At 61.8% G+C, this 24,427-nt stretch carries 22 protein-coding genes; 8 read left to right on the plus strand and 14 right to left on the minus strand.

Annotated features, from left to right (window positions below; translation table 11 throughout):
- Positions 1-57 precede the first annotated feature (57 nt).
- The 4 genes from SPE70_RS20165 to SPE70_RS20180 form a co-directional block, all read right to left on the minus strand.
- On the minus strand, positions 58-537 hold the full coding sequence (locus tag SPE70_RS20165) for an RrF2 family transcriptional regulator (protein ID WP_032736298.1): 480 nt from the start codon (positions 535-537) through the stop codon (positions 58-60).
- 272 nt (positions 538-809) lie between these two features.
- Complete coding sequence (locus tag SPE70_RS20170) at positions 810-1,202, minus strand: C-glycoside deglycosidase beta subunit domain-containing protein (protein ID WP_119866781.1); 393 nt, start codon at positions 1,200-1,202, stop codon at positions 810-812.
- Between the two features lie 11 nt (positions 1,203-1,213).
- Positions 1,214-2,227, minus strand: coding sequence for a sugar phosphate isomerase/epimerase family protein (locus SPE70_RS20175; protein ID WP_032731114.1), 1,014 nt, complete (start codon positions 2,225-2,227; stop codon positions 1,214-1,216).
- A gap of 20 nt (positions 2,228-2,247) precedes the next feature.
- Positions 2,248-3,021, minus strand: coding sequence for a TIM barrel protein (locus tag SPE70_RS20180; RefSeq protein WP_012967409.1), 774 nt, complete (start codon positions 3,019-3,021; stop codon positions 2,248-2,250).
- 220 nt (positions 3,022-3,241) lie between these two features.
- Here SPE70_RS20180 and SPE70_RS20185 point away from each other — a divergent pair, with 220 nt between their 5' ends.
- The 3 genes from SPE70_RS20185 (at position 3,242) to SPE70_RS20195 (ending at position 7,831) form a co-directional block, all read left to right on the plus strand.
- Positions 3,242-4,699 carry an MFS transporter gene (locus SPE70_RS20185; RefSeq protein ID WP_023298093.1) on the plus strand — a complete coding sequence of 486 codons (1,458 nt, stop codon included), beginning with the start codon at positions 3,242-3,244 and terminating at the stop codon, positions 4,697-4,699.
- Between the two features lie 128 nt (positions 4,700-4,827).
- Positions 4,828-6,327, plus strand: coding sequence for a GMC oxidoreductase (locus tag SPE70_RS20190; RefSeq protein WP_023323144.1), 1,500 nt, complete (start codon positions 4,828-4,830; stop codon positions 6,325-6,327).
- A 256-nt stretch (positions 6,328-6,583) separates the two neighbouring features.
- Entirely contained in the window at positions 6,584-7,831 is a 1,248-nt protein-coding gene (locus SPE70_RS20195) for an MFS transporter (protein ID WP_050887275.1), read from the plus strand.
- A gap of 11 nt (positions 7,832-7,842) precedes the next feature.
- Here SPE70_RS20195 and SPE70_RS20200 read toward each other — a convergent pair whose 3' ends face one another.
- Positions 7,843-8,487 carry a TetR/AcrR family transcriptional regulator gene (locus SPE70_RS20200; RefSeq protein WP_012967405.1) on the minus strand — a complete coding sequence of 215 codons (645 nt, stop codon included), beginning with the start codon at positions 8,485-8,487 and terminating at the stop codon, positions 7,843-7,845.
- Between the two features lie 202 nt (positions 8,488-8,689).
- Between SPE70_RS20200 and SPE70_RS20205 the strand changes: the two genes are divergently transcribed.
- Genes SPE70_RS20205 through SPE70_RS20215 form a run of 3 tightly spaced genes read left to right on the plus strand, consistent with a single transcriptional unit; the run spans position 8,690 to position 12,847 of the window.
- Positions 8,690-9,784 carry an LLM class flavin-dependent oxidoreductase gene (locus SPE70_RS20205; protein ID WP_014907086.1) on the plus strand — a complete coding sequence of 365 codons (1,095 nt, stop codon included), beginning with the start codon at positions 8,690-8,692 and terminating at the stop codon, positions 9,782-9,784.
- Positions 9,785-9,804: 20 nt separating this feature from the next.
- Positions 9,805-10,428 carry an NADPH-dependent FMN reductase gene (locus SPE70_RS20210; protein ID WP_012967403.1) on the plus strand — a complete coding sequence of 208 codons (624 nt, stop codon included), beginning with the start codon at positions 9,805-9,807 and terminating at the stop codon, positions 10,426-10,428.
- Complete coding sequence (locus SPE70_RS20215) at positions 10,403-12,847, plus strand: glycoside hydrolase family 3 protein (RefSeq protein ID WP_050887273.1); 2,445 nt, start codon at positions 10,403-10,405, stop codon at positions 12,845-12,847. The genes SPE70_RS20210 and SPE70_RS20215 overlap by 26 nt, the downstream gene beginning before the upstream one ends.
- A 135-nt stretch (positions 12,848-12,982) precedes the next feature.
- Here SPE70_RS20215 and SPE70_RS20220 read toward each other — a convergent pair whose 3' ends face one another.
- From SPE70_RS20220 to SPE70_RS20255, 8 genes are all read right to left on the minus strand, one after another.
- Positions 12,983-14,293 (minus strand): carbohydrate porin, encoded by a 1,311-nt coding sequence (locus tag SPE70_RS20220; RefSeq protein ID WP_023323147.1) that lies wholly within the window; start codon positions 14,291-14,293, stop codon positions 12,983-12,985.
- Between the two features lie 196 nt (positions 14,294-14,489).
- Positions 14,490-15,692 (minus strand): MFS transporter, encoded by a 1,203-nt coding sequence (locus SPE70_RS20225; protein WP_223168617.1) that lies wholly within the window; start codon positions 15,690-15,692, stop codon positions 14,490-14,492.
- Between the two features lie 228 nt (positions 15,693-15,920).
- On the minus strand, positions 15,921-16,712 hold the full coding sequence (locus SPE70_RS20230) for a cyclase family protein (protein WP_064166556.1): 792 nt from the start codon (positions 16,710-16,712) through the stop codon (positions 15,921-15,923).
- 3 nt (positions 16,713-16,715) lie between these two features.
- A complete protein-coding gene (locus SPE70_RS20235) occupies positions 16,716-17,699 on the minus strand; it encodes a fumarylacetoacetate hydrolase family protein (RefSeq protein ID WP_046622109.1) in 984 nt (327 codons plus the stop codon).
- Entirely contained in the window at positions 17,677-18,036 is a 360-nt protein-coding gene (locus SPE70_RS20240) for a Rieske (2Fe-2S) protein (RefSeq protein WP_012967397.1), read from the minus strand. Before SPE70_RS20240 ends, SPE70_RS20235 begins: the two co-directional genes overlap by 23 nt.
- Entirely contained in the window at positions 18,036-18,956 is a 921-nt protein-coding gene (locus SPE70_RS20245; protein ID WP_012967396.1) for a VOC family protein, read from the minus strand. The genes SPE70_RS20240 and SPE70_RS20245 overlap by 1 nt, the downstream gene beginning before the upstream one ends.
- A gap of 22 nt (positions 18,957-18,978) precedes the next feature.
- Positions 18,979-20,136, minus strand: a complete 1,158-nt coding sequence (locus SPE70_RS20250) for an alpha/beta hydrolase family protein (RefSeq protein ID WP_012967395.1) — start codon at positions 20,134-20,136, stop codon at positions 18,979-18,981.
- 120 nt (positions 20,137-20,256) lie between these two features.
- On the minus strand, positions 20,257-21,156 hold the full coding sequence (locus SPE70_RS20255; RefSeq protein ID WP_032731117.1) for a LysR family transcriptional regulator: 900 nt from the start codon (positions 21,154-21,156) through the stop codon (positions 20,257-20,259).
- Positions 21,157-21,341: 185 nt separating this feature from the next.
- On the opposite strand from SPE70_RS20255, the gene SPE70_RS20260 reads away from it, so the two are divergent.
- Both SPE70_RS20260 and SPE70_RS20265 read left to right on the plus strand, forming a co-directional pair.
- A complete protein-coding gene (locus tag SPE70_RS20260; RefSeq protein ID WP_072122893.1) occupies positions 21,342-22,463 on the plus strand; it encodes an FAD-dependent oxidoreductase in 1,122 nt (373 codons plus the stop codon).
- A 123-nt stretch (positions 22,464-22,586) separates the two neighbouring features.
- Positions 22,587-23,264, plus strand: a complete 678-nt coding sequence (locus SPE70_RS20265) for a hypothetical protein (protein WP_226544859.1) — start codon at positions 22,587-22,589, stop codon at positions 23,262-23,264.
- Positions 23,265-23,459: 195 nt separating this feature from the next.
- On the opposite strand, the gene SPE70_RS20270 is transcribed toward SPE70_RS20265, so the two are convergent.
- A complete protein-coding gene (locus SPE70_RS20270) occupies positions 23,460-24,371 on the minus strand; it encodes a LysR family transcriptional regulator (RefSeq protein ID WP_002914199.1) in 912 nt (303 codons plus the stop codon).
- Positions 24,372-24,427: the final 56 nt, after the last annotated feature.

Raw genomic sequence — 24,427 nt, forward strand, 5'->3', positions numbered from 1 at the left:
GATAACAAAAAACCGCCTTCACAATGAAGGCGGTTTTTTTTCGTCATCAGATAGGAATTAAAGCGCTTTCTTAAAGCGGGCGATCATTTCCGGCACCGGATCGCAGCCGCTGGTATCGGCGTTTTTGACCGCCTCCAGCGCGCTGGCCACGGTGTGACGAGCAAGGACGTTTAGCGAAGCCTGCTCTGCTTCATCGGCAATCGATTTGAAGTACCAACAGGCGTTGGCGCTGACCACGCAGCGAGCCGGAACTTCAGGACGCGACGCCCACAGCTTTTTATCTTCAATAACCGAAAGATAGATATCACGCAGGGTGATCTTGTCCGCCGGGCGGCCAAGATGAATAGAGCCGTTGCGGCCAAGCGTGGAGACGATGATGCCGTCACGAGTAAGCGGAACCATTAGTTTACGGATAAAGCTCGGGTTCGCTTCCAGGCCGTAGGCCAGAATCGCACTCGTCGAACGTTCACCCATCTGCTCCGCCATTGCTACGCTGAGAACCATCTGCAAAGCTGTCGGGAAGCGGTAATCTAACATGGTATTGTCCTGGGTTGCGGTGAATCTTGTTCTTTTTGGCACCGCAGAGGTGAATAATCAATGAACAACAATATAACAAATACGGGAATTTTTTTGAAGCAATCTGCGGTTAGCCTGCGAAGTAAATTTTCTGATTTCGTCGGCAAAGGCAGGCTGAGAAAACGCGCCCTTCCGTACCGGTTTTCCTGAACGGCAATCGCCTCACCGCTCCCCAGTGGCTGCCCCGTGTTATAGAAATCCGCTGCCATAACGGCAGCGGATCCTGCGGGGTGTTAGGCCGTTAATTCCAGCTCGGTTTCAAAGGTGGTCACCGGCACAAACGGCAGGTAAGAGATCCGCAGCCTCTCGGCCACCTTCAGGCGATGCCATCCGGCCGGCAGGCCGCTTGGTTTGAGTACGGTGATGGTGGCCTTTTCGCCGAAGTTCCACCGGTCATCGTAGACGCTCTCCAGCTCGTCGAGCGTCCACTCCCGGCCGCGCAGCGCCAGGCGGATCGCCTGCCGTGGGATAGCTTCGCCGTTGAGGGTCACGGCGATATCTTCCACCATCGACAGCCCCAGGCCACGGTAGTAAGGCAGACGAGCCAAAAAGCGCACGCCGATAATTTCCCCGTCGCGGGTGACGTTGTCGAACCCTTCACGGCAGATAATATGCTGATCAAACATGATAATGCTCCTTACTGGCCCAGCAGCGCCGGGGGTGGGGTTTCATCTAACAGGCGGCAGAACATCAGCTGCTGGCGGCGGACCTGCTCCAGGCTGTCCACCTCCTGCGCGTCTTCCACCCAGCGGTTACCTTCGTACTCGGAGCACACATATCCCTCATAGCCACCCTTCTGCAGCACGCGGAAGATCTCATCGTAGGGAATCGACCACTCGGTTATCTCGTCGGTCATCTCATAGAATTTGGCATGGATGTTGTGGATCCGCGGCATAAAATCGAGCATCCGCTTCGGCTCGAACGCCGCGTTGTGGCGCAGGGTTTCCGCCATCGCCAGCTGCGGGCCCGGCCCCCATTTTTGCATCACATCCAGGATCACGTATTCGCTGAGCGTCCGGTCTTCATAGGCTTTCTCAATAAAGTCCGCCGCCGCCTGGGGACAACCGTTACGAATAAAGCGTTCTTTCCACACCCGCGGGAAGCGGGCTAAAAACATCCCCATATCCGGCAGGAAACCCAGCGCCCGGGTATGGGCTTTTTCATAGGCTTCGGCATGGCGAATAATCCACGGATGATCGAAATGCAGCGGGGCGTGCACTTCCAGCAGAATCGTGATCCCTTTGTCTTCCGCATAAGGTGCCGCCGCCACCAGCACCTCCGGCGCCACGGAAACCAGGGAGCGGATATAGCGCATGCCCAGCCGGGCGGCAAAGTCGATGTCGTTTTGTACGCTGCGCACCTGCTCGTCAAACGGCATCGGCCGGTCTTTATATCGCTTATAGTCGAGCATAAAGTCATGGCATACCGGCACCGTATCATGGCGCTGCATCAGGCGATGCCAGTCGGCGATCGCCGCCTCCGGCATACCGCATTCGGGCCAGCCGGCGAAGGTCTGTTCGCCGACGACTTCAATGCCGCGGGCGCCGAACGCCGCGCAGTGACCGATCGCCTGATCGAGTGACATTTTGCCGAGGTAGGTCTCATTCTGAAAACTATACAGGCTGACGCCGCGTTTTATTTTCTGAGTCATAAAAGTACCAGGTAAGTTGTTTAACAGGATAAGCCGGTCGCTTCGCGGGCGCGAGCCACCGAGGCCGCTGCGGGCAGCGACGGTTTATACTCCAGACCAATGGCCCCGTTGTAGCCCAGCCGTTGCAGCCTGGCGATCAGCGCTGGCCACTCGCCGCTGCGCGGATCCGGTTCGTTGCGATCCGGCGCCTGGGCTATCTGCACGTGCCCCACCCGATGCATTCTGCCGCCGAGCACCTCCTCCATCTCCTCTTCCATTACCATCGAGTGATAGACATCAAACAGCAGCTGCAGCCGTGGGCTGTCGACCGCCTCGATAATATCCAGCGCCAGCCGGGTATCGTTTAAGAACATCCCCGGATGATCGATGCGGGTGTTGAGCGGCTCCAGCAGCAGGGTGACCCCGGCGGCTTCCGCCAGCGTCGCTGCCTGACGCAGGATGTGGACCGCCTGCGCCCGCTGCTCGGCAATATCGACCCCTTCACGACTGAAGCCGGAGGCTACCACCAGCGGTGGCGACCCCAGCTGACGTGACACCGCCAGGCTGTCGCTCACTGCCGCCAGAAACTGCTCATGCTCCGCCGGATCCACCAGGCTGCGCCGGGGCTCCACCACGAAGCTAGACAGCGTCACGCCCGTCTCCTCCAGCGCCTGCGCCAGCGCTGCCAGCGGTTTATCGCGCCAGAGGTGAAACTCAACGTGGCTGAATCCCTGCGCTTTCGCCGCCCGGACCCGATCGCTGAAATCGGGATACTCTTCACGAAACAGCCATTCAATACATGCGGACAAATACATCCGACCCCCTTCTCTACTTGCCAGATCAAAACAAACAAAATTAGAATAAGAATTCTTATTCTGTTTCGGAGCGGCAGTGTGACGCCTTCCCCTCTGGCTTATCGGTCAACGGCAGGATCTGACGCGGCATAACCAGAATGAGTGCTCTAATTCTAATCTCTGATTGCTATAAATTGTCAATATTATTTAACAAGTATTTAACTAAATCTGAAGGTACATCATGCTCAATAACGCTTCGGCGGCCACAGTTCAGGCGCCTCCCTACACCAGCGAACGGCAGCGCACGCTGGCCACGCTGGTGGTTTCGATAGCGCTGGTGCTGGAGATCATCGACGTTTCAATCATCAATGTCGCCATCCCGGTGGTACAGCGCGACCTGCTCGCCAGCCCGCGGCAAATCGAATGGGTGGTCACCGGCTACCTGTTCTTTTTCTCCATTCTGCTGCTTACCGGCGGCCGTCTCGGCGATCTGTATGGCTACCGGCGGATGTTCATTAGCGGCCTGCTGGCGTTTGGCGCCGCGTCGGCCGGTTGCGGGCTGGCCACCAGCCCGGAAATGCTGGTCGCGATGCGTATTGTGCAGGGGGCCAGCGGGGCGATGATGGGCCCGCAAATCCTCTCCCTGATGCAGGTTCTGTATCGCCCGCACGAGCGTTTTCGGGTGATGAGTATTTTCGGCCTGCTCGGCGGCGCCGCCGGGATCCTCGGCCCGGTACTTGGCGGGATCATCATCGAAAGCAATCTTTTCGGCCTCAGCTGGCGGCCGATCTTTTTGATCAACGTGCCGGTGATCGCCATCGCCGTCGCTCTGGCGTGGCGGGTGCTCCCGGCGGTGCGCAGCCCGGAGGCGAAAGGCATCGATCCGCTGGGAACCCTGCTGGCGGTGGTGGGCGGCGGCGCGCTGCTGCTCACCCTGATCGAAGGCCCCGCCCTGCGCTGGCCGGCCTGGATGGTGCTGCCGCCGCTGCTGTCGGTCATCACGGTGTCACTCCTCTGGCGCCATCTGCTGGGACGCGAACGCCGGGGCGGCACGCTGTTGTTGCCGCCAGCCGTACTGCGCGACCGCTTTTTTCGCGCCGGGATTATCATCACCCTGCTCTATCAGCTGACCACCGCCTCGCTGCTGCTGGCCACCGCGCTGGTGCTGCAGAGCGGACTGGGCTTCAGCCCGTTCCACACTGCCCTGATGCATATCCCCTTCGCGCTTGGGGCGATGTTTTCCATCGCCGTCGCTGGACGCCGGCTGTCACTTCGTCTTGGGCGCAACGTGACGCTGGTTGGGGTGGCGGTACAGATGAGCGGCCTACTGCTGATGGGCTACGGGATCGCCGCAGCGCCGGGGACGCTGCCGCTGACCGCGCTGGGTCTTGGGTTCGGCCTGTGCGGCTGTGGGATGGGGCTTATCTCCGCCCCGCTGCCGGCCTTTGCTATGGCGGCGATACCGGTGGCCCACGCCGGCGCGGCGTCGGGATTATTTCGCACCGGCCAGCAGTTTGGCGCCGCCCTCGGCATGGCGACCCTCGGCGGATTCTATCTGGCGCAAAGCGCCTCCGCACCGGAGGCCTGGCGCGGGGCCTTTATCACCCTGCTGACCCTTGGCGCCCTGATCCTGCTGGCGATTGCCGCCCTCAGCCGCCTGCTGCCCGCCTCAGTGCTTCCCCCGGCGGGTAAGCCATGACCTATCGCGTCCGGCAATGGCTGCTATCATGAGGAACCATTTATCAGGACGCACCAGGCTGTAGTACCTATTTTCTGTACACCTGCAACGGGCATACGCCCGGAGAACAATAAAAGGTAAGAACTGATATGGATGAAAACATCGATGTACTGATTATTGGCAGCGGCCCGGTGGGCGCCGCCTTTGCCCGCCGAATTGCCGATCGCAGCGCCGCGCGGATCCTGGTGGTGGAGGCTGGCGAAGCGCTGACCCCCGCGACCGGCGTCAATATCCGTAACCTGGCGCCTGAGCAGCGGGAAGCGGCGTACGCCAGCGCCCGGGCGTTTCCGCTGGCCGCCCTGCCGGAGAGCCTGCCGGCAGACGCTCTGCAGGCGCGGCCGGGCACCCACCTCCTCGACCCGGCGTCGCCCCACAGCGGCATGCCGGCTGCAGCGCTCTCCACTAACCTCGGCGGCATGGGCGTCCACTGGACCTGCGCCTGTCCGCGGCCGGGCGGCAGCGAAGTCATTCCTTTTCTCGATCCCCGAGAGATGGCTGACGCCTGGGAATCGGCAGAGCATTATCTGCAGGTGACCCGCGAAGGATTTCCGGCCACCGCCATCGGCCGGCAAATCGTCGATGCCCTTAACCAGCACTTCGCCAGCGACCGTCCCCCGGCGCGGCTGGCGCAGCCTATGCCGCTGGCCTGCGCCGCGACGCCGGAGGGCAAACCGCGCTGGTCCGGCGTCGACGCGGTGCTCGGCGAGCTGGCGGAGGAAGAGACCCGCCGCCAGCGCGGGGTGGAGATCCGCACCGCCACCCTGTGCACCCGGATCCTCAGCGAGAACGGCGTCGCCCGCGGAGCGGAGATGCGCGATCTGCGCAGCGGTGAACAGTACGTGGTGACGGCCAAAGCGGTGGTGGTCGCCGCCGATGCGCTGCGCACCCCACAACTGCTGTACGCCTCAGGCATCCGCCCGCGGGCGCTGGGCCGCTGGCTCAACGATCAGCCACAGGTGATCGCCCTGATTGAAGTGGACGCCCCGCCTGCCGTCGCCGCGCAGGCCAACCCGGTGCGCGACGGACGGGACAATGTCTCCGGCGTCACCTGGCTGCCGTTTCATGAGCCCGATTTCCCGTTCCACGGTCAGCTGATGCAGATGGATACCTCACCGATCGCCTTTACCCAGCCGCCGGGGAGCCCGACGAAGCCGGTGGTCGGTCTGGGGCTGTTTCTCGCCAAGGAGCTGCGCGAGGAGGATCGGATCGTCTTCAGCGATGACACCGATGCCGTAGGGCTGCCGAAAATGCAGCTGAACTACCAGTTAACCGACGGCGATCGCCGCCGGTTACAGCAGGCGGTGGCGGTGACCAAACGCGTCGGCGTCGCGCTGGGCCGCGTGGCGCCCGGTGGAGAAGCCATTATCCTGCCGGCAGGCACCTCGCTGCACTACCAGGGAACCTGTCGCCTGGGAGAAGCAAACGACGGCAGCAGCGTGGCCGATCGCCACTCGCGGGTCTGGGATTTTCACAATCTGTACGTCGGCGGCAACGGCGTGATCCCCACCTCAACCGCCTGCAACCCGACGCTGACCAGCGTCGCCCTGGCGATCCTCGCCGCGGATGATATCGTGGCGCGGCTGCTGTAGCGCCTCTGGCTTACCGGGTGGTTCCCCGCGAAAGGCGACATCGGTCGCCTTTTTTATTGCCGCAAAACCACAACAACTCAATGGTATTTTTGTTTGTGATGGATCACATACGTAATCACAATTTTTCCCCGCGCCGTTCCTGCTCCTACTCTTAAATCCGCGGCGATTCCCGCCGCCACCTGTATCCCTGACCTGCATACTAAAAAACCGCGCCACCGCCGACGACAGGCGACCCGCGCGATAAAAGGAGAACGTCGTGAGCCATAGCCTGAATCCGCCCCACGCGCCGCAAGCCGGCGCGATCCAGGGCATCATCATCGCCCTGACCGCCTTTCTACCCATCCTGGCGATCGTTTCCCTGGCGCCGGCGGTCCCGACGCTGATCCAGCACTTCGCCGGCGTGCCTTATGTCGAAACCCTGGTACCGCTGATGCTCACCGCGCCCGGTCTGGTGATCGCCATCGCCGGGCCCTGCACCGGCTGGCTGGCGGATAAATTTGGCCGCCGTAAACTGCTGCTCAGCGCCACGCTGCTGTATGGCATCTGCGGCACAATGCCGCTCTACATCACCTCCCTGACCGGCATCTTTTGCAGCCGCCTCGGCGTCGGACTGGCGGAGGCGGTAGTGCTGACCATCGCTAACACCATGCTGATCGATTACTTTGACGACAAACAGCGCCGCTTCTGGCTGACGGTGCAGGGGGTAATTGGCCCGGCGCTGGCGGTGCTGGTGCTGGCCAGCTCCGGCTATCTGACCGCCCTGCGCTGGAACGGCGCCTTTATGATCTACTTTGTCGCCATCCTGTTGTTCCTGGCGATGTACTTCTGGATGTTCGAACCGGCTCAGGCGGCCCGTCCGCCGCACGCTGCCCAGGCGGCGCAGCATAATCAGTTTCCGTGGCCGCGAGTGATCACCCTCAGCGTGCTGACGTTTGTCTGCGCCATCATTTATTACGTGTACACCATCAATGGCGCCAACGCCTTTCATACTCTGCAAAATGCCACTCCGCAGCGTATCGGCCTGATTATGTCGCTGGTCAGCCTCGCCGTACCTGTCGGTTCGCTGCTGTTCGGTCTGGTCTCCCGCCGCTATACGCCGGAGCGCGTGCTCGCCATCATGCTCTGCCTGATGGGGATCGGGATGCTGGTGGTGGGCGAATCGCGGACGGTGATCGCCATGGGGATCGGCTCCGCCATCCAGCAGCTGGGGGCCGGAATGGCGATTAACGCGATGATTTACTGGGTAGGGTCGCTGATTCCGCCCGCCTACTGCGGCCGGGCGATGGGCGCCTGGTCCGGGGCCTTCTTCGCGGGCATGTTCGTCAGCCCGATTATTGTCGGCGCGATCCGCCTTCGGGCCGGGAACGATGTGCTGAGCGCCTTCCTGACGCTCGGCATCGCGGCGCTGGTTCTGGCCGCCGCGATATTTCTTTATACCTTCTCCCGTCATAGCCAGCGCCTGCGTCAGCATAAGCAGGCCAGCGCCTGGCAGTTAGCGAAGTAAGATCCCGCGGCTTAGCCGGCCTCGACGGGGGTGACCAGATAGCTCAGACACATCATGCCCAGATGGCGTTTGAGCTGTTCCCAGTCGCCCTCACCGGCAGCTTCTGCCGCCGACCCCAGGCCGAGGAAGCGGGCCAGCGCGGCATACGAAACCGTAAAGCAGAAGCGGGCGGCCTGTTCCGGCTCGGGGTGGCGGATCTCCGCCGCGGCATCGAGCAGCTGGTCGATAAAGGTCTGTTCGTTTTTCTGATAAGCGGCTTTACCAATCCCCGCCACGCGCTCATCATCCGCCCGCGCCATAAACGGCCGCAGGATCCCGGCATGGCGGCGCAGATACTCCGCCTGGACATCCATCAGCGCCGGAAGCCGCTGGCGCAGCGGCAGATTGCGTGCGTGCAGCTGCTGGATCAGTTGCTGCCATTCGGCGTCCAGCTCCTGCATCACCTCCATCATGACGGCGATAAACAGATCTTCTTTGCCGCCAAAGCGGGCATAAATCGAGCCGACAGAAACGCCCGAGCGTTTACTGATTTCAGCAATGGTCAGCAGCTCAAAGGTGCCTTCATGCAGGATTTCACGGCTGGCGGCCATCAGCCGCTCCAGCGCCACCCGGCTCCGGTCCTGTTTCGGCTGGCGCATCGCGGGAAGATCGGTCATCGCAGTTCTCACCTCTTTATCCATAGAAAACCCCCGCAGTGTATTGCAGTTAGCAACCGCGCTGCAAATTACCCGCCCGACTCACCTGTGGGCCATGTGGCAAAAGTGTGATGGCGGTCATTTTCATTCTTTGATAAACAACTAGAATCATAATTCTAGTTCTATTTAATAATAACAACCACCACACAACCCAGGAGTTGCTATGCGTTTCTCTGTTTTCCTCGTCGGCCGTTCCACTGCCCCCGAGCAGGATCGTTTCGTGATGCAGTCACTGATCGATCACGCGCGCCAGGCCGAAGATCGCGGTTTCGATGCGGTCTTTATGCCAGACCATCACTTTACCGGCTATGCGCCGATGTCCAGCGATCCGTTTGTCTTCGCCGCATACCTGGCGGGACAGCTGAAAAAGATCCACTTTGGCATGTCAGTCACCACCGTCCCGCTGCACCACCCGGTGCGCTTCGCCGAGCGCGTTAACCTACTGGATCAACTCACCGAAGGCCGCCTGCTGGTGGGCATCGGCAGCGGCACCACGCCGGAAGAGATGATCGGCTTTGGCGTGAACTACAAGGACGCCTCCAGCCTGCTGCAGGAGAACCTCGATCTGGTCCAGCGGCTGTGGGAGAAAAACATTGAAGACGATCCGATCATCTTCGAGACCGGCCACTATAAGGGCGCGGTGGTCCAGCGCATTGTTCCTGCCCCCTGGCAAAAACCGTTTAACCGCATCATGCCGGTGGCCCTGCGTGAAACCAGCATGCAGCGCGCCGCCGACAACGGCTGGCCGGCCTTTATACCCGCGTTTACTCCGCCGATCCCGGCCAGCAACGATCCGTTTGGCCAGCTGACCCACTATTTCACCCGCTACCGCGATGCCCTGCTCAACGCCGGCCATAGCGACGAGGTGGTGAACCACTGCCTCTCGTGGACCACCCATACCTGGCAGTGCGTCCATATCGCCCCCACCGACGAGCAGGCCCGCGAGGAGATGCTGCAGATCATGGGCTGGTACCAGCAGGCCATCGACCGGGAATATGAGTACAACAAGCGGGCGGAAGAGTTTAGCGGCGTTACGCTGCACCGCCATCCGGACTGTTTCAGCGAAGAGTGGATCAAAACCTGGTGCCTGTACGGCAGCCCGGAGACCGTCGCCGAGGAGCTGGAACGCCACCAGCAGCTGGGCATCGGCAACGTGCTGCTCGGCTTCACCAACGGCCCGCTGACCGAGGAGCGCCTGCGCCTGAGCCAGCAGTCGATCTCGTTGTTCGCGGACCAGATCCTGCCGCGCTTTCGCTAATCCGACCGGGAGATCCTGCTATGAATAAGCCTGTTTTCTCGCGCCCGCCGCTGCTGATCGGTATCGGCGGCACTACCCGCCCGGGCTCCAGCACCGAGCGCGCCCTCGCCGCCGCGCTGGCCCATGCCCGCACGCTCGGCGCGCAAACCCAGCTGTTCGGCGGCGCTGAACTGGCGGCCCTGCCGCCGTTTAACCCGGAAGTGACCACCCGCACGCCGCAGGAGGTAGCGTTTGTGGAAGCCGTGCGCCAGGCCGACGGCATTCTGCTGGCCTCGCCGGGCTACCACGGCGGCGTGTCTGGCCTGGTGAAAAACGCCATCGACCTGCTGGAAGATTTGCGCGGCGACAGCCGGGTCTATCTCGATGGCCGGGCGGTGGGCTGCATCGTTACCGCCGCCGGCTGGCAGGGGTGCAACACCACCCTCGGCGCCATGCGCGGTATCGTTCATGCCCTGCGCGGCTGGCCGACCCCGCTGGGGGTAACCCTCAACACCGCCGGCGTGTCGCTGTTCGACAGCGAGGGCCGCTGCACCGACGACGCGGTCCAGCGCGCGCTGGCCACCGTAGCCGAACAGTCGCTGGCCTTCACCCCTGACGCCCTCTTACGGAGACATGCCGATGCCTGCGCTCAGTCTGTCGCTTAGCGTTGCCGAAAAAGTACGGCTCACCGCCGGGATGGGGATGTGGTCTACCCACCCTATCCCGCACTCCACGCTGGGATCGGTCACCTTGTCCGATGGCCCGATGGGGATCACCGGCGGCCGGGTTGACGAGCGGGATATTGCCCTGCTCAGCCCCTGCGGGCTGGCGCTTGGCGCCAGCTGGGACCGCCAGCTGGTCAGCCGGGTGGGCGGCGTCATCGGTCAGGAGGCGCTGCGCACCGGGACGCAGGCGCTGCTGGCGCCTAACCTGAACCTGTTGCGCAGCCCCCTTGCCGGCCGCGCGTTTGAGCTTTTTGGCGAAGACCCGCGGCATATCGCCGAGCTGGGCGCGGCGTGGATCGACGGCGTTCAGCGCCAGGGAGTGGGCTGCATCGTCAAACATATGGTCTGTAACGATTCAGAAACCGATCGGCGGACCATGAACGTGGTCGTCGATGAAGCCACCCTGCGCGAAGTCTATTTCTGGCCGTTCGAAGTGGCGGCCAGCCGCGGTGTCTGGGGCATGCTGACCGCCTATAACCGGGTGAACGGGATCTATTGCGCCGAGCAGCATCAGGCCATCAGCCAGTGGCTGAAGCGCGATCTCGACTGGAACGGGCTGGTGATGTCCGACTGGTTCGGCACCCAGAATGGCCCGGCCAGCTTCCGCGCCGGACTGGATCTGGAGATGCCGGGCCCGGCCCGCCATATGGGCGACCACCTGCTGCCTGCGCTGATGGATACCGACAGCGATGCCCGGCGTCTCGACGATGCCGCCGCCCGGCTGGCGCGGCTGGCCGAACGGGTCAGCCATCCTCTGCCTTGGGATGGCTCTGCGGCCGCCCAGGCGCAGCGGTGCCACACGCTGGAGGAAGCCGCGGCGGCGGGGTTTGTCCTGCTGCACAATCGCCAGCGGCTGCTGCCTCTCGACGCGCAGGCGGGACAGCGGCTGGCGGTGATGGGTCCCAACGCCACGACGCCCTGCTTCCAGGGCGGGACCTTTGCCAGAGTGGCGCTGATGCCGGGACTGATCTCCCCCCTGGAGGCCATTCGTCAGCGCTTCTCCGCCGCCGGGGTTGAGATAAGCTATGCCCAGGGGGTGGAGAGCGATTACCGCATCCCGCCTCTGCATCATCTGCCGCTGCGCACCGCCGCCGGCGAACGCGGACTGGACGTTGCCTACGCCACCGCCGCCGGGGAGGTGGTTCACCGGGAGGTGCGCGATGCCTCCTCGCTGATCTGGTTTCGCGATATGCCGGGCGTCGGCGACATGCTGCGCCTGACCGAACGCGCCACCGTGACAGTAAGCTGCCAGTTCACCGCGCCGGTCAGCGGCCGCTACGGCTTCTGGATCGGCGGCACCGGGGAGGTCGCCCTGCAGCTGAACGGCGAACGCGTGGCGACCTTCAATGGCGAGGCGCTGGACGGGGATATCATGGGCAAGCTGATGCAGGCCCCCCATACTCACCTTGAATTTCCGCTACAGGCCGGGGAATCCCTGACCTTCCGGGCCGAGATGGCGCTCGGTAGCAGTATCGCCCACGGCATCTGGTTTGGCTGCCAGCCCCCGCAAACCATCGATCTGCTGCAGCAGGCGGTCGACCATGCCCGGGCGGCCGACAGCGTGGTGCTGGTGATTGGTGAAACGGCCGATGCCGGTCTGGAGAGCATCGACCGGGACGCTACCGCGCTGCCGGGGCATCAGGTCGCCCTGATCCGCGCCGTCTGCGCGGCGAACCCGCGGACGGTGGTGGTGCTGAACGTTGCCCATCCGGTGGATACCGGGTGTCTCGCCGACGCGGCGGCGGTGATGGTCGTCTGGTATCCGGGCCAGGAGTTTGGCCCGGCGCTGGCCTCGGTGCTGGCCGGAGATCGTGAACCTGGCGGTCGCCTGCCGGTCACCTTCGCCCAGCGCCTGGATGACTATCCGGTACGCAGCCTGACGCCGGACGCCGCGGGCGACCTCTGGTATCACGAGCGCCAGCAGGTCGGCTATCGCTGGTTTAGCGCCCGCGAACGTCCCGCCGCCTGGGCCTTTGGCCACGGTCTGGGGTATGCCGATATCACCCTCAACGCCGCCGCGCTGACAGGCGACGAGGTGGACGGGCTGCAGCTGCGCTGCCAGCTGCAAAACCGCGCCGCCCGCGATGGGAAAGCGGTGGTCCAGCTCTACCTGCGGGGGCCGCAGACGGCATGGTCGGCGCTGGCGGAGTTTGCGGCAGTCAGCGTCCCGGCGCACGACGAAGCCACCCTGACCCTTGACCTGCCGCGTCACGCGCTGCAGCGCTGGCAGGTGCCTGCCCAGGAATGGCAACTGGCCAGCGGCCCCTGGCAGCTGGCGGTGGGTTTCGCCAGCGACGATATTCGGGCAACCTTCGATTTCGTGCTGACCCCCGACGGGAAAATCAGCCACCGGGGCTAAACCCGGATCGATGGCAAAGAGGGTCGGCAACGTGCCGACCCTCTTTTTTTGTCCATCCGCCAACCGGTTCGCGAAAAAAACCGCCCGGCGGCAGCGTACCGGCGGGCGGGGTTAAAATCCTCAGGTGGTCTGTGGTCAGAAGTTCCAGTACATCGAGGACTGCCAGAGAACCGCCGACTCATGCTTCGGTACCAGCGTCGGGTTATCCTGCCAGGTGATACCGTTGATCCAGTAAATGCCTTTGGTCAGGCGCAGAGCGTGCGACAGGGAGATGGCGTTGATGCTCTGCGGCGCCTCCATCCCGGCCTCGCCGACATAATCGCGGAACTTTTTACTGATAAAGGAGCGGGTATAGCCCAGCGAGGTCATATCCTGCTCGCGGCCGGGAAACAGGCCGATATCAAAGAAGGTGACCTGGAAGTCGCTGGTGTAAGCGTTGCGATCGTCCGGAGCATAGTCCGCTTTCACATCAAGATACAGCCCCAGCGGAAGCCCTTTTTTCGGCTGGGTCAGCTGCACAGTGTTGGCGACATAGAACGCGTAGTTACTGCTGCTGTCGCCGGGCTGGTCAAAATACTGGTAATGCGAGGTGTTGTAGATTGCCCCGGCGCGGAACCACAGCGAGCGCTGCGACTCGCCCGCCGGCTGCTTAAAGCCAAACTCATCCACCAGGATCGGGTTGGCGCCATCAACGTGCCATTTCAGGCCCGAGGGGTTCTGCTCCACGTCGTCGAGGTGCCCGGCAGGCGACATACTGCGGCTGACGGCAAAGTTGTTATAAAACTTCTTTTCGCTATCGCGGACGATGGCGGTGAAGGTCGGCGTCGGCGCGTTGAGACTGATCCCCACCTGCACCGGGATCACGCTGGTCGGCCCCAGCGCGGCTGAAGAAGAGTTGCCCCCCAGCACCATGCCGTAAAACTGGCGAATTAACGGATAAAAACCATATTGCAGCTCCAGCTGGCCGTTTAATAAGGGTTGGTTCACCGCCAGCACCGCAATATTATGCAGCTCCGGATAACTGTCATGATAATTCGAGGTCGCCCACTGGGGAGAGAAAGTAAATTGCGCGTCTTTAGTAAACCCAATTCGGCTTAAATCGTAGGTGACGTTCAAAGACATATTTTGCGACCAGGTAAAACTTTGCCCGGCATATTGTTGCGGGTCGGCGGACTGGCCTTTCAGATCGTACATCACCATCGGGTTCCAGCTTAACTGAACGCCCCAGCCGCGGTCGGCAAGCGCGCTGCGAAAGCCGCCAATATCGCCGATAAGCGATTCGCAGGTCGACGGAGGGCTGACGACCTGCGCGGAGCGGGTATTCAGTTTATCCAGTTGCTCACAGGTCCAGGTATCCGCCAGCGCGGTACTGGAGAATATCGCCAGCGTCAGCGCCGAAAGGGGAAAAATTATTTTCTTACTTACGTCGGTACAGCAGAGACTCATAATAAACCCTCATTTTTATTTTTTGCAGGTAAGATGCGCCATATCGTGAAAAATAAATTCGTCACAATACGTTTATTAACAGGGATTAATTAGGCTGAAAGTTAACGCTAAATAAGGTGTAGGCTTTTTTAAATAATAACCTCCCGTTCCCGCCGGGAGGCCAGCGGGCGTATGGTGATATCTTCGTCAGGTGAAATTAGCGGGCCAGCGCGCGGCGGCCCCCCATCCGGGCGCTGGCGATGCCCGTCATACCGGCGATAGCCAGCGTCAACAGCGCAAACCACAGCAGGCTGTGCTGCAGGCTACCGGTAACGCCATTCAGCATGTTCATCAGTACTGGACTGATGAACATGCCGAGGAAAAAGAAGGTATGCCAGATGCCGATCCCCGTCGCGCGGTGCGGCGCCGGCAGGGTCTTCATCATCCAGGCCAGCATCAGGGGGATCAGCATTCCGTTACCGATTTGCGCGACGAACCCGGCCGCCACGCCGGCCAGCGGATTGCGGGCCACAGCGATAAACAACAGGCCGAAACCAAAAATGGCGTAAAACAGCAAAAACTGCCTGTCGATACGCTGCTTCGCGCTGCGGCCATACAGCCAGGCCCCCAGCGGCACCCCCACCCCAGCCATGGCGGTAGCGATGCCGATCTGGCTACTGGAGGTCAGCCCGAGCTGACTGAACACCAGGCTTATCTGCAGCGGCTCGAGAAAGTAGAGGATTGCGCTGCCAAGGGTAATCAGGCCGATCGCCGCCATTTTGCGCCGCGGAAAAGCGACGCCCTTCTCGTCAGCGATATTGTCCGCGCGATGGCGGAGTGCCGGTTCAGCGGTGAACAGACACAGGCCGATAAAGACCGGGATCGCCAGGGCATACAAATAGATCGGCCCATACCAACCCAGGGTTCCCAGCAGGCCAGCGCCCAGCACAATCAGCGTCGACAGTACCGACCCCATGCCGCTCTGCACCGCCAGCCATTTACTGCGCGCCTCGCCGGCAAAGTAGTCGCCAATCAGCGCATTGGCGGTGGTGAGGATAAAAGCGTCGGCGATGCCCATCACCAGCCGCGCCAGCAGAATGGTATGCAGATCGTCGAGCATCACCGGTAGCAGGCCAAACACCGCGTACACGCCGGTGGCGGCGATCAGCAGACGGCGACGACTCAGGCGATCGCCCACCATTCCGGCCAGCGGCGCCAGCAGCGCCATGCTCACCGCCGGTAAGGTGATGATCATCGGCACCAACAGCTGAGCGTGCGGCTGCGCGGCAAAATGGCCGAACAGGATCGGCATCACCGGCAGCATGGTCAACGTCCCCATGATCGGCAGCAGGGCCGCCAACATCAATAACATCGCCTGTACGACCCCCGCCTCGCGCGGGGTTGCTGAAACCTTGTGCATCACCATTTTCCGCTCTCCGTCACTGCCCTTTATTTAGAATATGAATTACAGTTCTATTTTTTATCGATAAAGAAAGGCGTTTTGCGCCCCGGCATACTGGCTGACAACGCATTAGCGAACTCAGCACACATACCGTTCTACCCTACCGGATGCAGGTGGCGTGGACTGCGATTGCTATCACAATTAACACAATACATTCACATTAAATTAACATAACCTTCCGTAGTTTCAGGCGTCGACAATCGCCACCGCGCGGATAAACCCGGCCGAACCGCGGCGGATCTTGTAGGGAAAGCAGCTCACCCAGAAGCCGTAGTCGGGAAGCTGCTCCAGGTTGCTCAGCTTCTCCATTTGCCCATAGGCGATCTCCCTGCCGGCTTTATGCCCCTCCCAGATCAGCCCGGCGTCGCCGCTGGCCTGAAAGCGTTCGCGGGTAAAGTGGAAGGGTGCATCCCAGCTCCAGGCGTCGGTGCCAACAACCCGCACGCCCTGCTCCAGCAGCCACAGCGTCGCCGCCCGACCAATACCGCAGCCGCGCTGGAGATAGTCCGGCTGGCCGTAGCGGGCGCCGGCTGCGGTATTGATTAACACGATATCCAGCGGCGACAGGCAATAGCCTATCCGCGCCAGCTCGCGCTGCAGATCCTCCGGCTGCAGGATCGCCCCGTCGGCGACGTGGCGGAAATCCAGCCGGACGCCGGGGCGCATGCACCACTCCAGCGGCAGCTCATCGATGCCAAACGCCGGTTCGCCGCCGTTGGTGGTCGAGCTGTAGTGCCAGGGGGCGTCCATATGGGTGCCATTGTGCGGCGTCACGGTCAGGCGCTCGGAGGCCCAGGCCTCCTCTCCCGGCATCTGCGATTTTTCCAGTCCCGGGAACATCGCCGCCATTTCCGGCCACCCCTGCTGATGATCCTGATATTCAATGTTCGGCAGCAGCGGCGGCGGATCGGTCCAGGGATTGTTGTCCAGGGTGACGGAAAGATCGATCAGCCGACGCCCTTGTAAAAGATTGATCATGGTTTACTCCATTAACATCACAACGTGTTGATCCAGCACGCCAAACAGCGGCCGGCCATCGGGGGCGTGGGCTGCCATCGTCACCCGCTCCCCTGGGGACAAAAACGGCGTGCGCGGCTCGCCGTGGGCCAGCATCTCCATGGCCCGCACCTCGGCGATACAACTGGCGCCGCGGCTGGCGTCCGGCCCGGACACCGTGCCGGAGCCCACCACCGTCCCGGCGCGCAGGCGGCGGGTCTGCGCCGCATGGGCAATCAGTTCGCCAAAATGGAAATGCATCTCACTGCCTGACTGGCAGCCAAACGGCTCGCCATTGCGCATCACCTGCAGCGTCAGCGCCACCCGCCCATGCTGCCAGGCCTCCCCCAGTTCATCCGGGGTAAGGGCCACCGGCGCAAAAGCCGAGGCGGGTTTGGCGTGAATAAAACCAAACCCGGTCTGCATCTCGCGCGGCGCCAGCGCCCGCAGACTGATATCGTTGAGCAAGACGATCAGGCGGATATAGCTCAGCGCCTGCTGCGGCGAGCAGCCCTGCGGCACCTCGTCGACCACCACCGCGAATTCGCCCTCAAAGTCGAGGCCATCCTCGACCCGGCGGCAGCTTATCCCGGCGTGGGGGGGAAGAAAGTCGTCCCCGCTGCCCTGATACATCAGCGGCGTCTGGTCGGCGCCGGCAATCGGCGGCAGATGAAAGGCCCGCTGCATGCGCTCGCCATGGCTGAGGAAGGCCGAACCGTCCAGCCACTGCCAGGCGCGGGGCAGCGGCGCCAGCAGACGCCAGGGATCATAGGGTTGTGCCGCCGGGTAGCGGCGCGCATTGAGCGCCTGATAGCGCGCCTGCAGCGCAGGCCAGACGCGCGGGGCCAGCTCCAGCGCCTGCTGGAGCGTCGGAGCGATATCCGCCGCATCGGCCATCAGCGTCAAATCACGCGAGACCACCACCAGGCAGCCGTCGCGTTCACCGTTATCTCGTGTTGCCAGTTTCATGATCTGCCTCCTCCTGCAGACAGAGCCAGCCGTCGGCGTCAACGTCGCCAGCCAGCGGACTCAGACGTTGGCCGGCGCAGGCGCCCTGCACGCAAAGGCCGCTGTCCGGCATAAAAATCGCCCCGTGGGCGAAGCAGACCAGCCGGTCGCCCCGGGCGTTGAGAAAAGCGTCCTGCCGCCAGTTCATCGGGGTATCCAGATGCGGACAGCGGTTGCGCCACAGATAGAGTGTCCCCTGATAGCGGCAGGCAATCACCGTCGCCTGCCCGCTGCCCGTAGGGTCAAATCCCCGCGCCTGGCCCTCGGCCAGGCTGTCGGCACGGCACAGACGAACCATCAGCGGGCGTTATCCGGACCGGGGGCCCACTTCTCACGATACCCCAGCAGGAAATATTGCGAGTTATCGGCCCCCGGCAGTGCTTCGCGCGGCTGCCAGTGGTCGTCGTGCTGATCCATATCGGCGTCATATTCGATATGACACCCGAGCGGGCTGTTGAAGTACCAGAACCAGTTCGATCCCAGCTGATGGCGCCCCGGCCCCCAGAAGGTCTGATACCCCTTCTGCTGAAAGCGGCTACCGGCCATCATCAGCTCGGTTGGGCCGCCGAGATGGAAGGTAAAGTGTTCAATACCGGTCATAAACGGCGGAGCCTGGATCAGAAACAGGGTATGGTGATCCTGGGTGCCGGCGGGCCGCAGGAAGGGGCCGACGTGGGTGAAGCGATCGGTACAGACAAAGCCCAGCCGTTGATAGAAGGCTTCAGCGCGCGCGGCGTCCGGCACAAAATAGACCACATGGGAAAGCGAACGCGGCTCTGCCGCCATGTCAGCGCTGGCCCCGGTCTGGTTGACCGGCCGCCCGGCGTGATCCCCCGGGGCATTGATTTTCTCCCCTTCCCGCTGCAGCGGCTGGCGCTGGCTGACGCGAAAACCAAGGGCAAAGCCGGCATCATCGACGCAGCGCAGTACGCCGTCGGCGCCAAGCTTCACCTCACGATCGCGGCGCAGCGTCTCGGCAATCGCCTCCAGCGTGGCGCTATCCGCCACGCCATAGACGGTTTCCCGCAACTGACTGCCGCTGGGCAGCGCCGCGGGCAGCGACGGATCGTCACGCTCCCGCAGCAGCACGCCGGTACCATCCAGCGCGCTAAAAAAACCGTTCTCCTGCTCGCGTAAACCGTAGTCGAGAAGAAATTGCCGGCAACCCGCCAGGTCATCGACGCCAAATACCAGATAATCCGGACCAAGAATATTCATCGCGGTTGTTCCTTATGCGTGTTCAGGCCACCCGGCCGCCGAGGGTTTCCGCCACCCAGTCAGCGATGTAGTGCCCGGCGTTAATCGAGTTGTCGAAGCTGGAGTGCTGCACACCGCCCTCGCGGTCTGTGAAAATTTTCAGCTCGCGGCGTGGGCTGTTCACCAGCTGGTCGTAGGTGCGCTGCGCCCATTTCACCGGGATCTGCGAGTCCTTTTCACCATGGGTGACGAGGAAAGGCACCCGTATGCGGTCGAGTACGCCGTCGAGATGGACGTTCTCCGCAAGGCGCATAAAAGCGTCGATATCCTCGCCGCCCCAGACCCAGCGCACGTGCTGCCAGTAGTGCGGTACCGGAAAATCCCCTTCGCGTTCGCGGCGGCGCTGCTGCACCTCACGCCAGTCGTGATTCGCCCCCCACACCACGCCGCAGGCGAAGCGCGGCTCAAACGCCACCGCCCGCGGGCAGTAATAGCCGCCCAGCGAGACGCCTTCCATGCCGATGCGCCCGGCATCCACCTCCGGGTGCTGCTCCAGCCAGTCAACGATCCGGCTGGCCCAGTGCTCGCTGTCATAGCGGGCCTTCATGTCGTGAAGACGCAGCGCTTCGCCGGTTCCCGGCTGGTCGACCACCAGCGAGGAGACCCCGCGCTGCGCCAGCCACTGCGGTAATCCCACCAGATATTTCATCTCTTTGGTGGAGTCGAGACCGTTGACCTGCACCAGCAGCGGCGCGCGGCCGGTCACCCCTTCGGCGCGGACGTAGAGTGCCGACAGGGTTTTGCCCTCGTAGGGGATGGTTACCCGCTGACAGTTGGCATGGGTATGGTGCAGCCCGGCGGCAAAGACATCGAGAAAGCGGCGGTACAGCGCATCGCGGTCCGGTGCGCCATGCGCCTGCAGGCGTTCGCAGGTCAGGTAATAGTTGGCCGCCCGGAGATACTTCTCTCCCGCCGACAGCCGCCGTCCCCGCGCTTCATCTTCGCCCGCCAGCGCGCATAATTTATCGGCCATTCGGGACCAGGTTTCCCGGAACGCGCGGGTGCCTTCGGCGTCGGGATGCTCGGACGCAGCCAGCAGCGGCGCGCACATCTCTTCGATCTCACCGATGCGGGCGCCCATCTCGATGGAGAGATCCACCGACAGGTTCCAGACATAGTTTTTAGGGAAATAGCGAAACATAGGGTCATCCTTCAACATTCAGTCGCAGTCGCTTTAGCGCAGGCACTGTCACATAAAGCACCTGCGGGCGACCAATCATGTCTCAGGATGTCAGGTATCGACGGGAGCAATACCCGTGGGTTAGCGTGCGCTGGCGACGATTTTTGCCTTCAGCCAGCCGAAGATAGGATCGTTATCCAGCGAGCGGTGCCAGCCGATAAATTCGCGCATCATCGGCAGGGTCACCGGGACCGGGAAAAGACGCAGCGGCAGCATCGCCGCGTACTGCTCCGCCAACCGCCGGTGCAGCGTGGCGATCCGCGAAGTGCCGAGCAGCAGCTGCGGAACGCAATGGTAGCTGTGAGTCACCACCTCGATACGACGACTTAGCCCCGACTCGGCAAACAGATTGCCCTCCAGCCCCGGCTGGCGCTCACGGCCAAAGACCACCGACACATGCCCCAGCTGTTGCCAGGCGTCGAGGGTCAGCATCTCGCCGGTGTGGGGATTGTCCGCCCAGGCCAGGCAGACAAACTCTTCGTCAAACAGCGCTTCGGCAGGATGGTCGGCGGCCATAAAACGTTCCGGCGCCACGATGATATCCAGCTCGCCGCGGTTGAGCATGCCGGTGGACTGGGCGTCAGGCGAGAAAAACTCGAAGGTCATACTCGGCGCTTCCTGATGTACCGCCTGCAGCGCATCCTTCAACATCACGTTGATCACGTAATCCGAGGCCATAATGCGAAAATGGCGCTTGCTGGTTGCCGGCTCATCCACCGGCCGTCGGGCAATAGAGGTCTGAATTTTCATCAGCACGTCGCGAACCGGCTCCCGCAGCTCTTCCGCCAGCGGCGTGGGCCGCATCTTTCTGCCCACCTGGGTGAGCAGGTCGTCCTCAAAGTAGGTGCGCAGCCGGTTGAGTACCCCGCTGGTGGCAGACTGGGTCATATGCAACCGGCCCGCCGCGCGCGTAATGTTCTGTTCATCCAGTAACACATCCAGTGCCACCAGTAAGTTCAGGTCAAGATGTTGATAACGCATGGGTCCCCCGGCGAGAAATGGCGTGCTTATCCTGTGGCTTAATTTAACTTTTCTGCAACTTTTTGTTTTCAATTTCCACGGCGATATTGTTTTTTGCGATAGCGATCATTCTTTATCGCGATTAGTCAGCGTGCCGCTCCGTTGGTTAACGTCCTGCTCTCTGTCCCCTTGAGAAAACACCTACGATGAATATCCATAACGCATTAATCGTTGGCGGCGGCATCGGCGGATTATGCACCGCCATCGCTCTCCGCCAGGCCGGTGTCACCGTCGATGTGGTGGAGATCCAGCCGCAGTGGCGGGTCTACGGCGTCGGTATCATTCAGCAGAACAATGTTGTGCGCGAAATGCAGCGGCTTGGCGTGCTGGAACGCTATCTGGACGCCGCCTGGCCGTTTGACAGCGTCTCGGTGCATACCCTGAGCGGCCAGCAGTTAGCCAGCTTTCCCGGCGAGCGGCTGGCGGGCGAACAGTTCCCGGCCAACGTCGGTATCTCCCGCCTGGCCCTGCACCACGTACTCTGCTCCACCGCGCAGGAGCTGGGGGCCAGGCTGACCACTGGCGAGAGCATTGACGCCTTCCGTCAGCATGATGATGCCGTGGAGGTGAGCTTCAGCCGCGGCGGCGAGGGGCGCTACGATCTGCTGGTCGGCGCCGACGGGATCTACTCCCGGGTGCGCGGCATGCTCTACGGCGAGCGCTATCAACCTCGCTTTACCGGCCAGGGCGTGTGGCGCTACAACTTTCCGCGGCCGCCGGAGGTGGATCATCTGATGTGCTTTATGGGCGAGGGCTGCAATTGTGGGCTGGTGCCGCTGGGGGAAGATCTGATGTATCTGTTTATCACCTCCCATGAAGCGGATAACCCCCGCTACACCCGCGACCAGCTGGCGGCGGAGATGCGCCGCCGTCTGCCGCCCGGCGCGGGGTTACCGGGCAGCCTGCGCGAGCATATCGTTAACAACGACGAGGTCGTCTATAAGCCGCTGGAGGAGCTGTTCGTCGACGATCCCTGGTATCAGGGGCGGGTCGTGCTGGTGGGCGACGCGGTTCACGCTACCACTCCGCATCTCGGTCAGGGGGCGGGCATGGCGATTGAGGATGCCATCGTGCTGCGCGAAGCGCTGCAGCAGACCGACAGCGTAGCAGCCGCGCTGGCGCACTTTGACGCCCGCCGCCGGCCGCGCTGTCAGCAGATCTGGGCCGCCTCGCTGCAGGTGGGCGAGAGTGAGATCCACCGCGATCGCCATTTTAACCGCCAGCAGGCGATCAGCGATATGATGGCCCTGACGGCGAGGCCGATATAAGCCCTGCCCGGCCCCCTCCGCCGGCCACGCTGGCGGATTTTTCCCCCTTTCCCCAGACGCTAATCTCTTATCACCGAAGATATTCTTCCCGCGCAGCGTGATATTTGACACCTCTCCGCTCACATGGCTAAGGTATATTTCAGTTCTCCCCTTCATCATGGAAAGGAATATACGGATATGAATATTCTCTCGGCAGAGTTTTTCAAATATGCGATAGCGATTATCACGTTGATTATTCAGATTGTCGCCGTGCGTTCAGGTTGGGTATTTCCCAAAGATAAAATATTCACCTCGCGCAAAAATATCAGTGAATTCGCCGCCGCACTGCACAAAAATAGTGACGACCCCGATCTGCAACGGATCGCATACGAATATGGTATCGCCGCGCTGACCAAAGATAAAAACCTGACCATGGCGCAAAGAAAGATATTGTTGAAATGCAAAAATCCAGTCAGCGATATTGATAACTACAGTAAATGCCAGCATCTGATTTCGGTCAATGATGAGAAACGCATATTCAAATGGAAAAAATGGGGTTATCGCTTCTGGTTATACCGTAAGGCTGTCGAAGTCATCAGTCTGGTGCTCTATTTTATTGGCGGCTTCTTAACGGCGCTGCCTTTCCTGTATGAAGGCCTCGCCAGCCCAGCGGTGATTGACAGAATTAATCATTTATCGCGTCTGCAAAAATTGAGTATGGCGAGTTATCTGTTTGCCTGCGGGATTTGTCTGGCGCTGATCTGCCTGCACAAACTCTCCACCATCGCGATTGCGGAAAAAACCATTAAAGCGAATCGCTAACGACTGCGCTGCCCGGCGACCTGTCCACACCAGCGGCGCCTAACCCTGTGGATAACCTGGAGGCAGTTGCCTGGCAGCCGCAGCCCGGGCGGGCTACCGGCTGCTGTTCGTTTTTTAAACAGGAGAAATACCACCGCCGGGCTGCGCGCTGAGCGCCAGAGCCACCACCGCGGCGGAGGGAAGCCCCTACCCCACTCAGTAATTCCACTTAGGCCGCGCCACCGTATTTTTCTTCAGCAGGTCGCGGAACGCTTTCAAGTAGGGCTCATTGCTGCGCCCGCGCTTACAGATAGCCGAGAACGGCGACTGAAAGCCAAACTCGTTGGGCAGCAGCACCCGCAGGCGGTTCTCTTTGATCCACGGCCAGGCGTAATGCTCCGGCAGATAGCCAATATATTTCCCCGAGAGGATCAGCAGCAGCTGGGCGTCGACGGTCTCGACGGTGGCGCTGCCTTTGCTGAAGCCCCGGCGGCGCAAATCGCTGGTGTTCCAGTAGCTGCGGGTCACCAGCGGGCACTGGCTGATCTGCTCTTTATCCAGCTGGCGGCTGAAGAACATCGGGTGCAGATCGCTGCAGTAGAGCCAGTGCTGTTCGCGGTACAGCGGCTCGCTGATGATGTTATGCACCTGCGAGTTGTAGCTACCGATGGCCAGGTCGATATGGTTGTTCAGCACGCCGTTCAGTTGCTCCGCCGGGGTGCGAATAATCAGTTTGATATGCACATGGGGAAATTTGTCGCTGAAGCTGCGCAGAACCACCGGCAGCGAGAGCGCCGTTTCGGTCTCGATGGAGTCGAGCGTCGAGATGCACAAGGTGCCGCTGTGCTCCCCTTTGAGCAGCGCCGACTGCCGCTCCAGCTCATTGAGTTCACTCAGCACGCGGATCGCCTGCTGTAAAAACTGCTGACCTTTCTCAGTCAGGGAAAAACCGCCGCGCCCGCGCTGGCAGAGGGTGAAGCCAAGCTGTCCCTCCAGCTGCGACATGGCATTGCTGATGGCGGAGACCGAAATGCCCAGCTCCTGCTGGGCCCGGCTATAGCTCTCCAGGCGGGCCACCGCCTCGAAAACCTGCAGCTGTCGAATATTAAGGCTGGCGTCGTGATGCATCGTATTTAGTTCACCAATAAATGAACTGAGTATTTACGTCAGACGATGTAAAGTCC

Source organism: Klebsiella sp. ZJOU C1, assembly GCF_035620215.1.
In the GTDB taxonomy this organism is placed as follows: Bacteria; Pseudomonadota; Gammaproteobacteria; order Enterobacterales; family Enterobacteriaceae; genus Klebsiella; species Klebsiella variicola.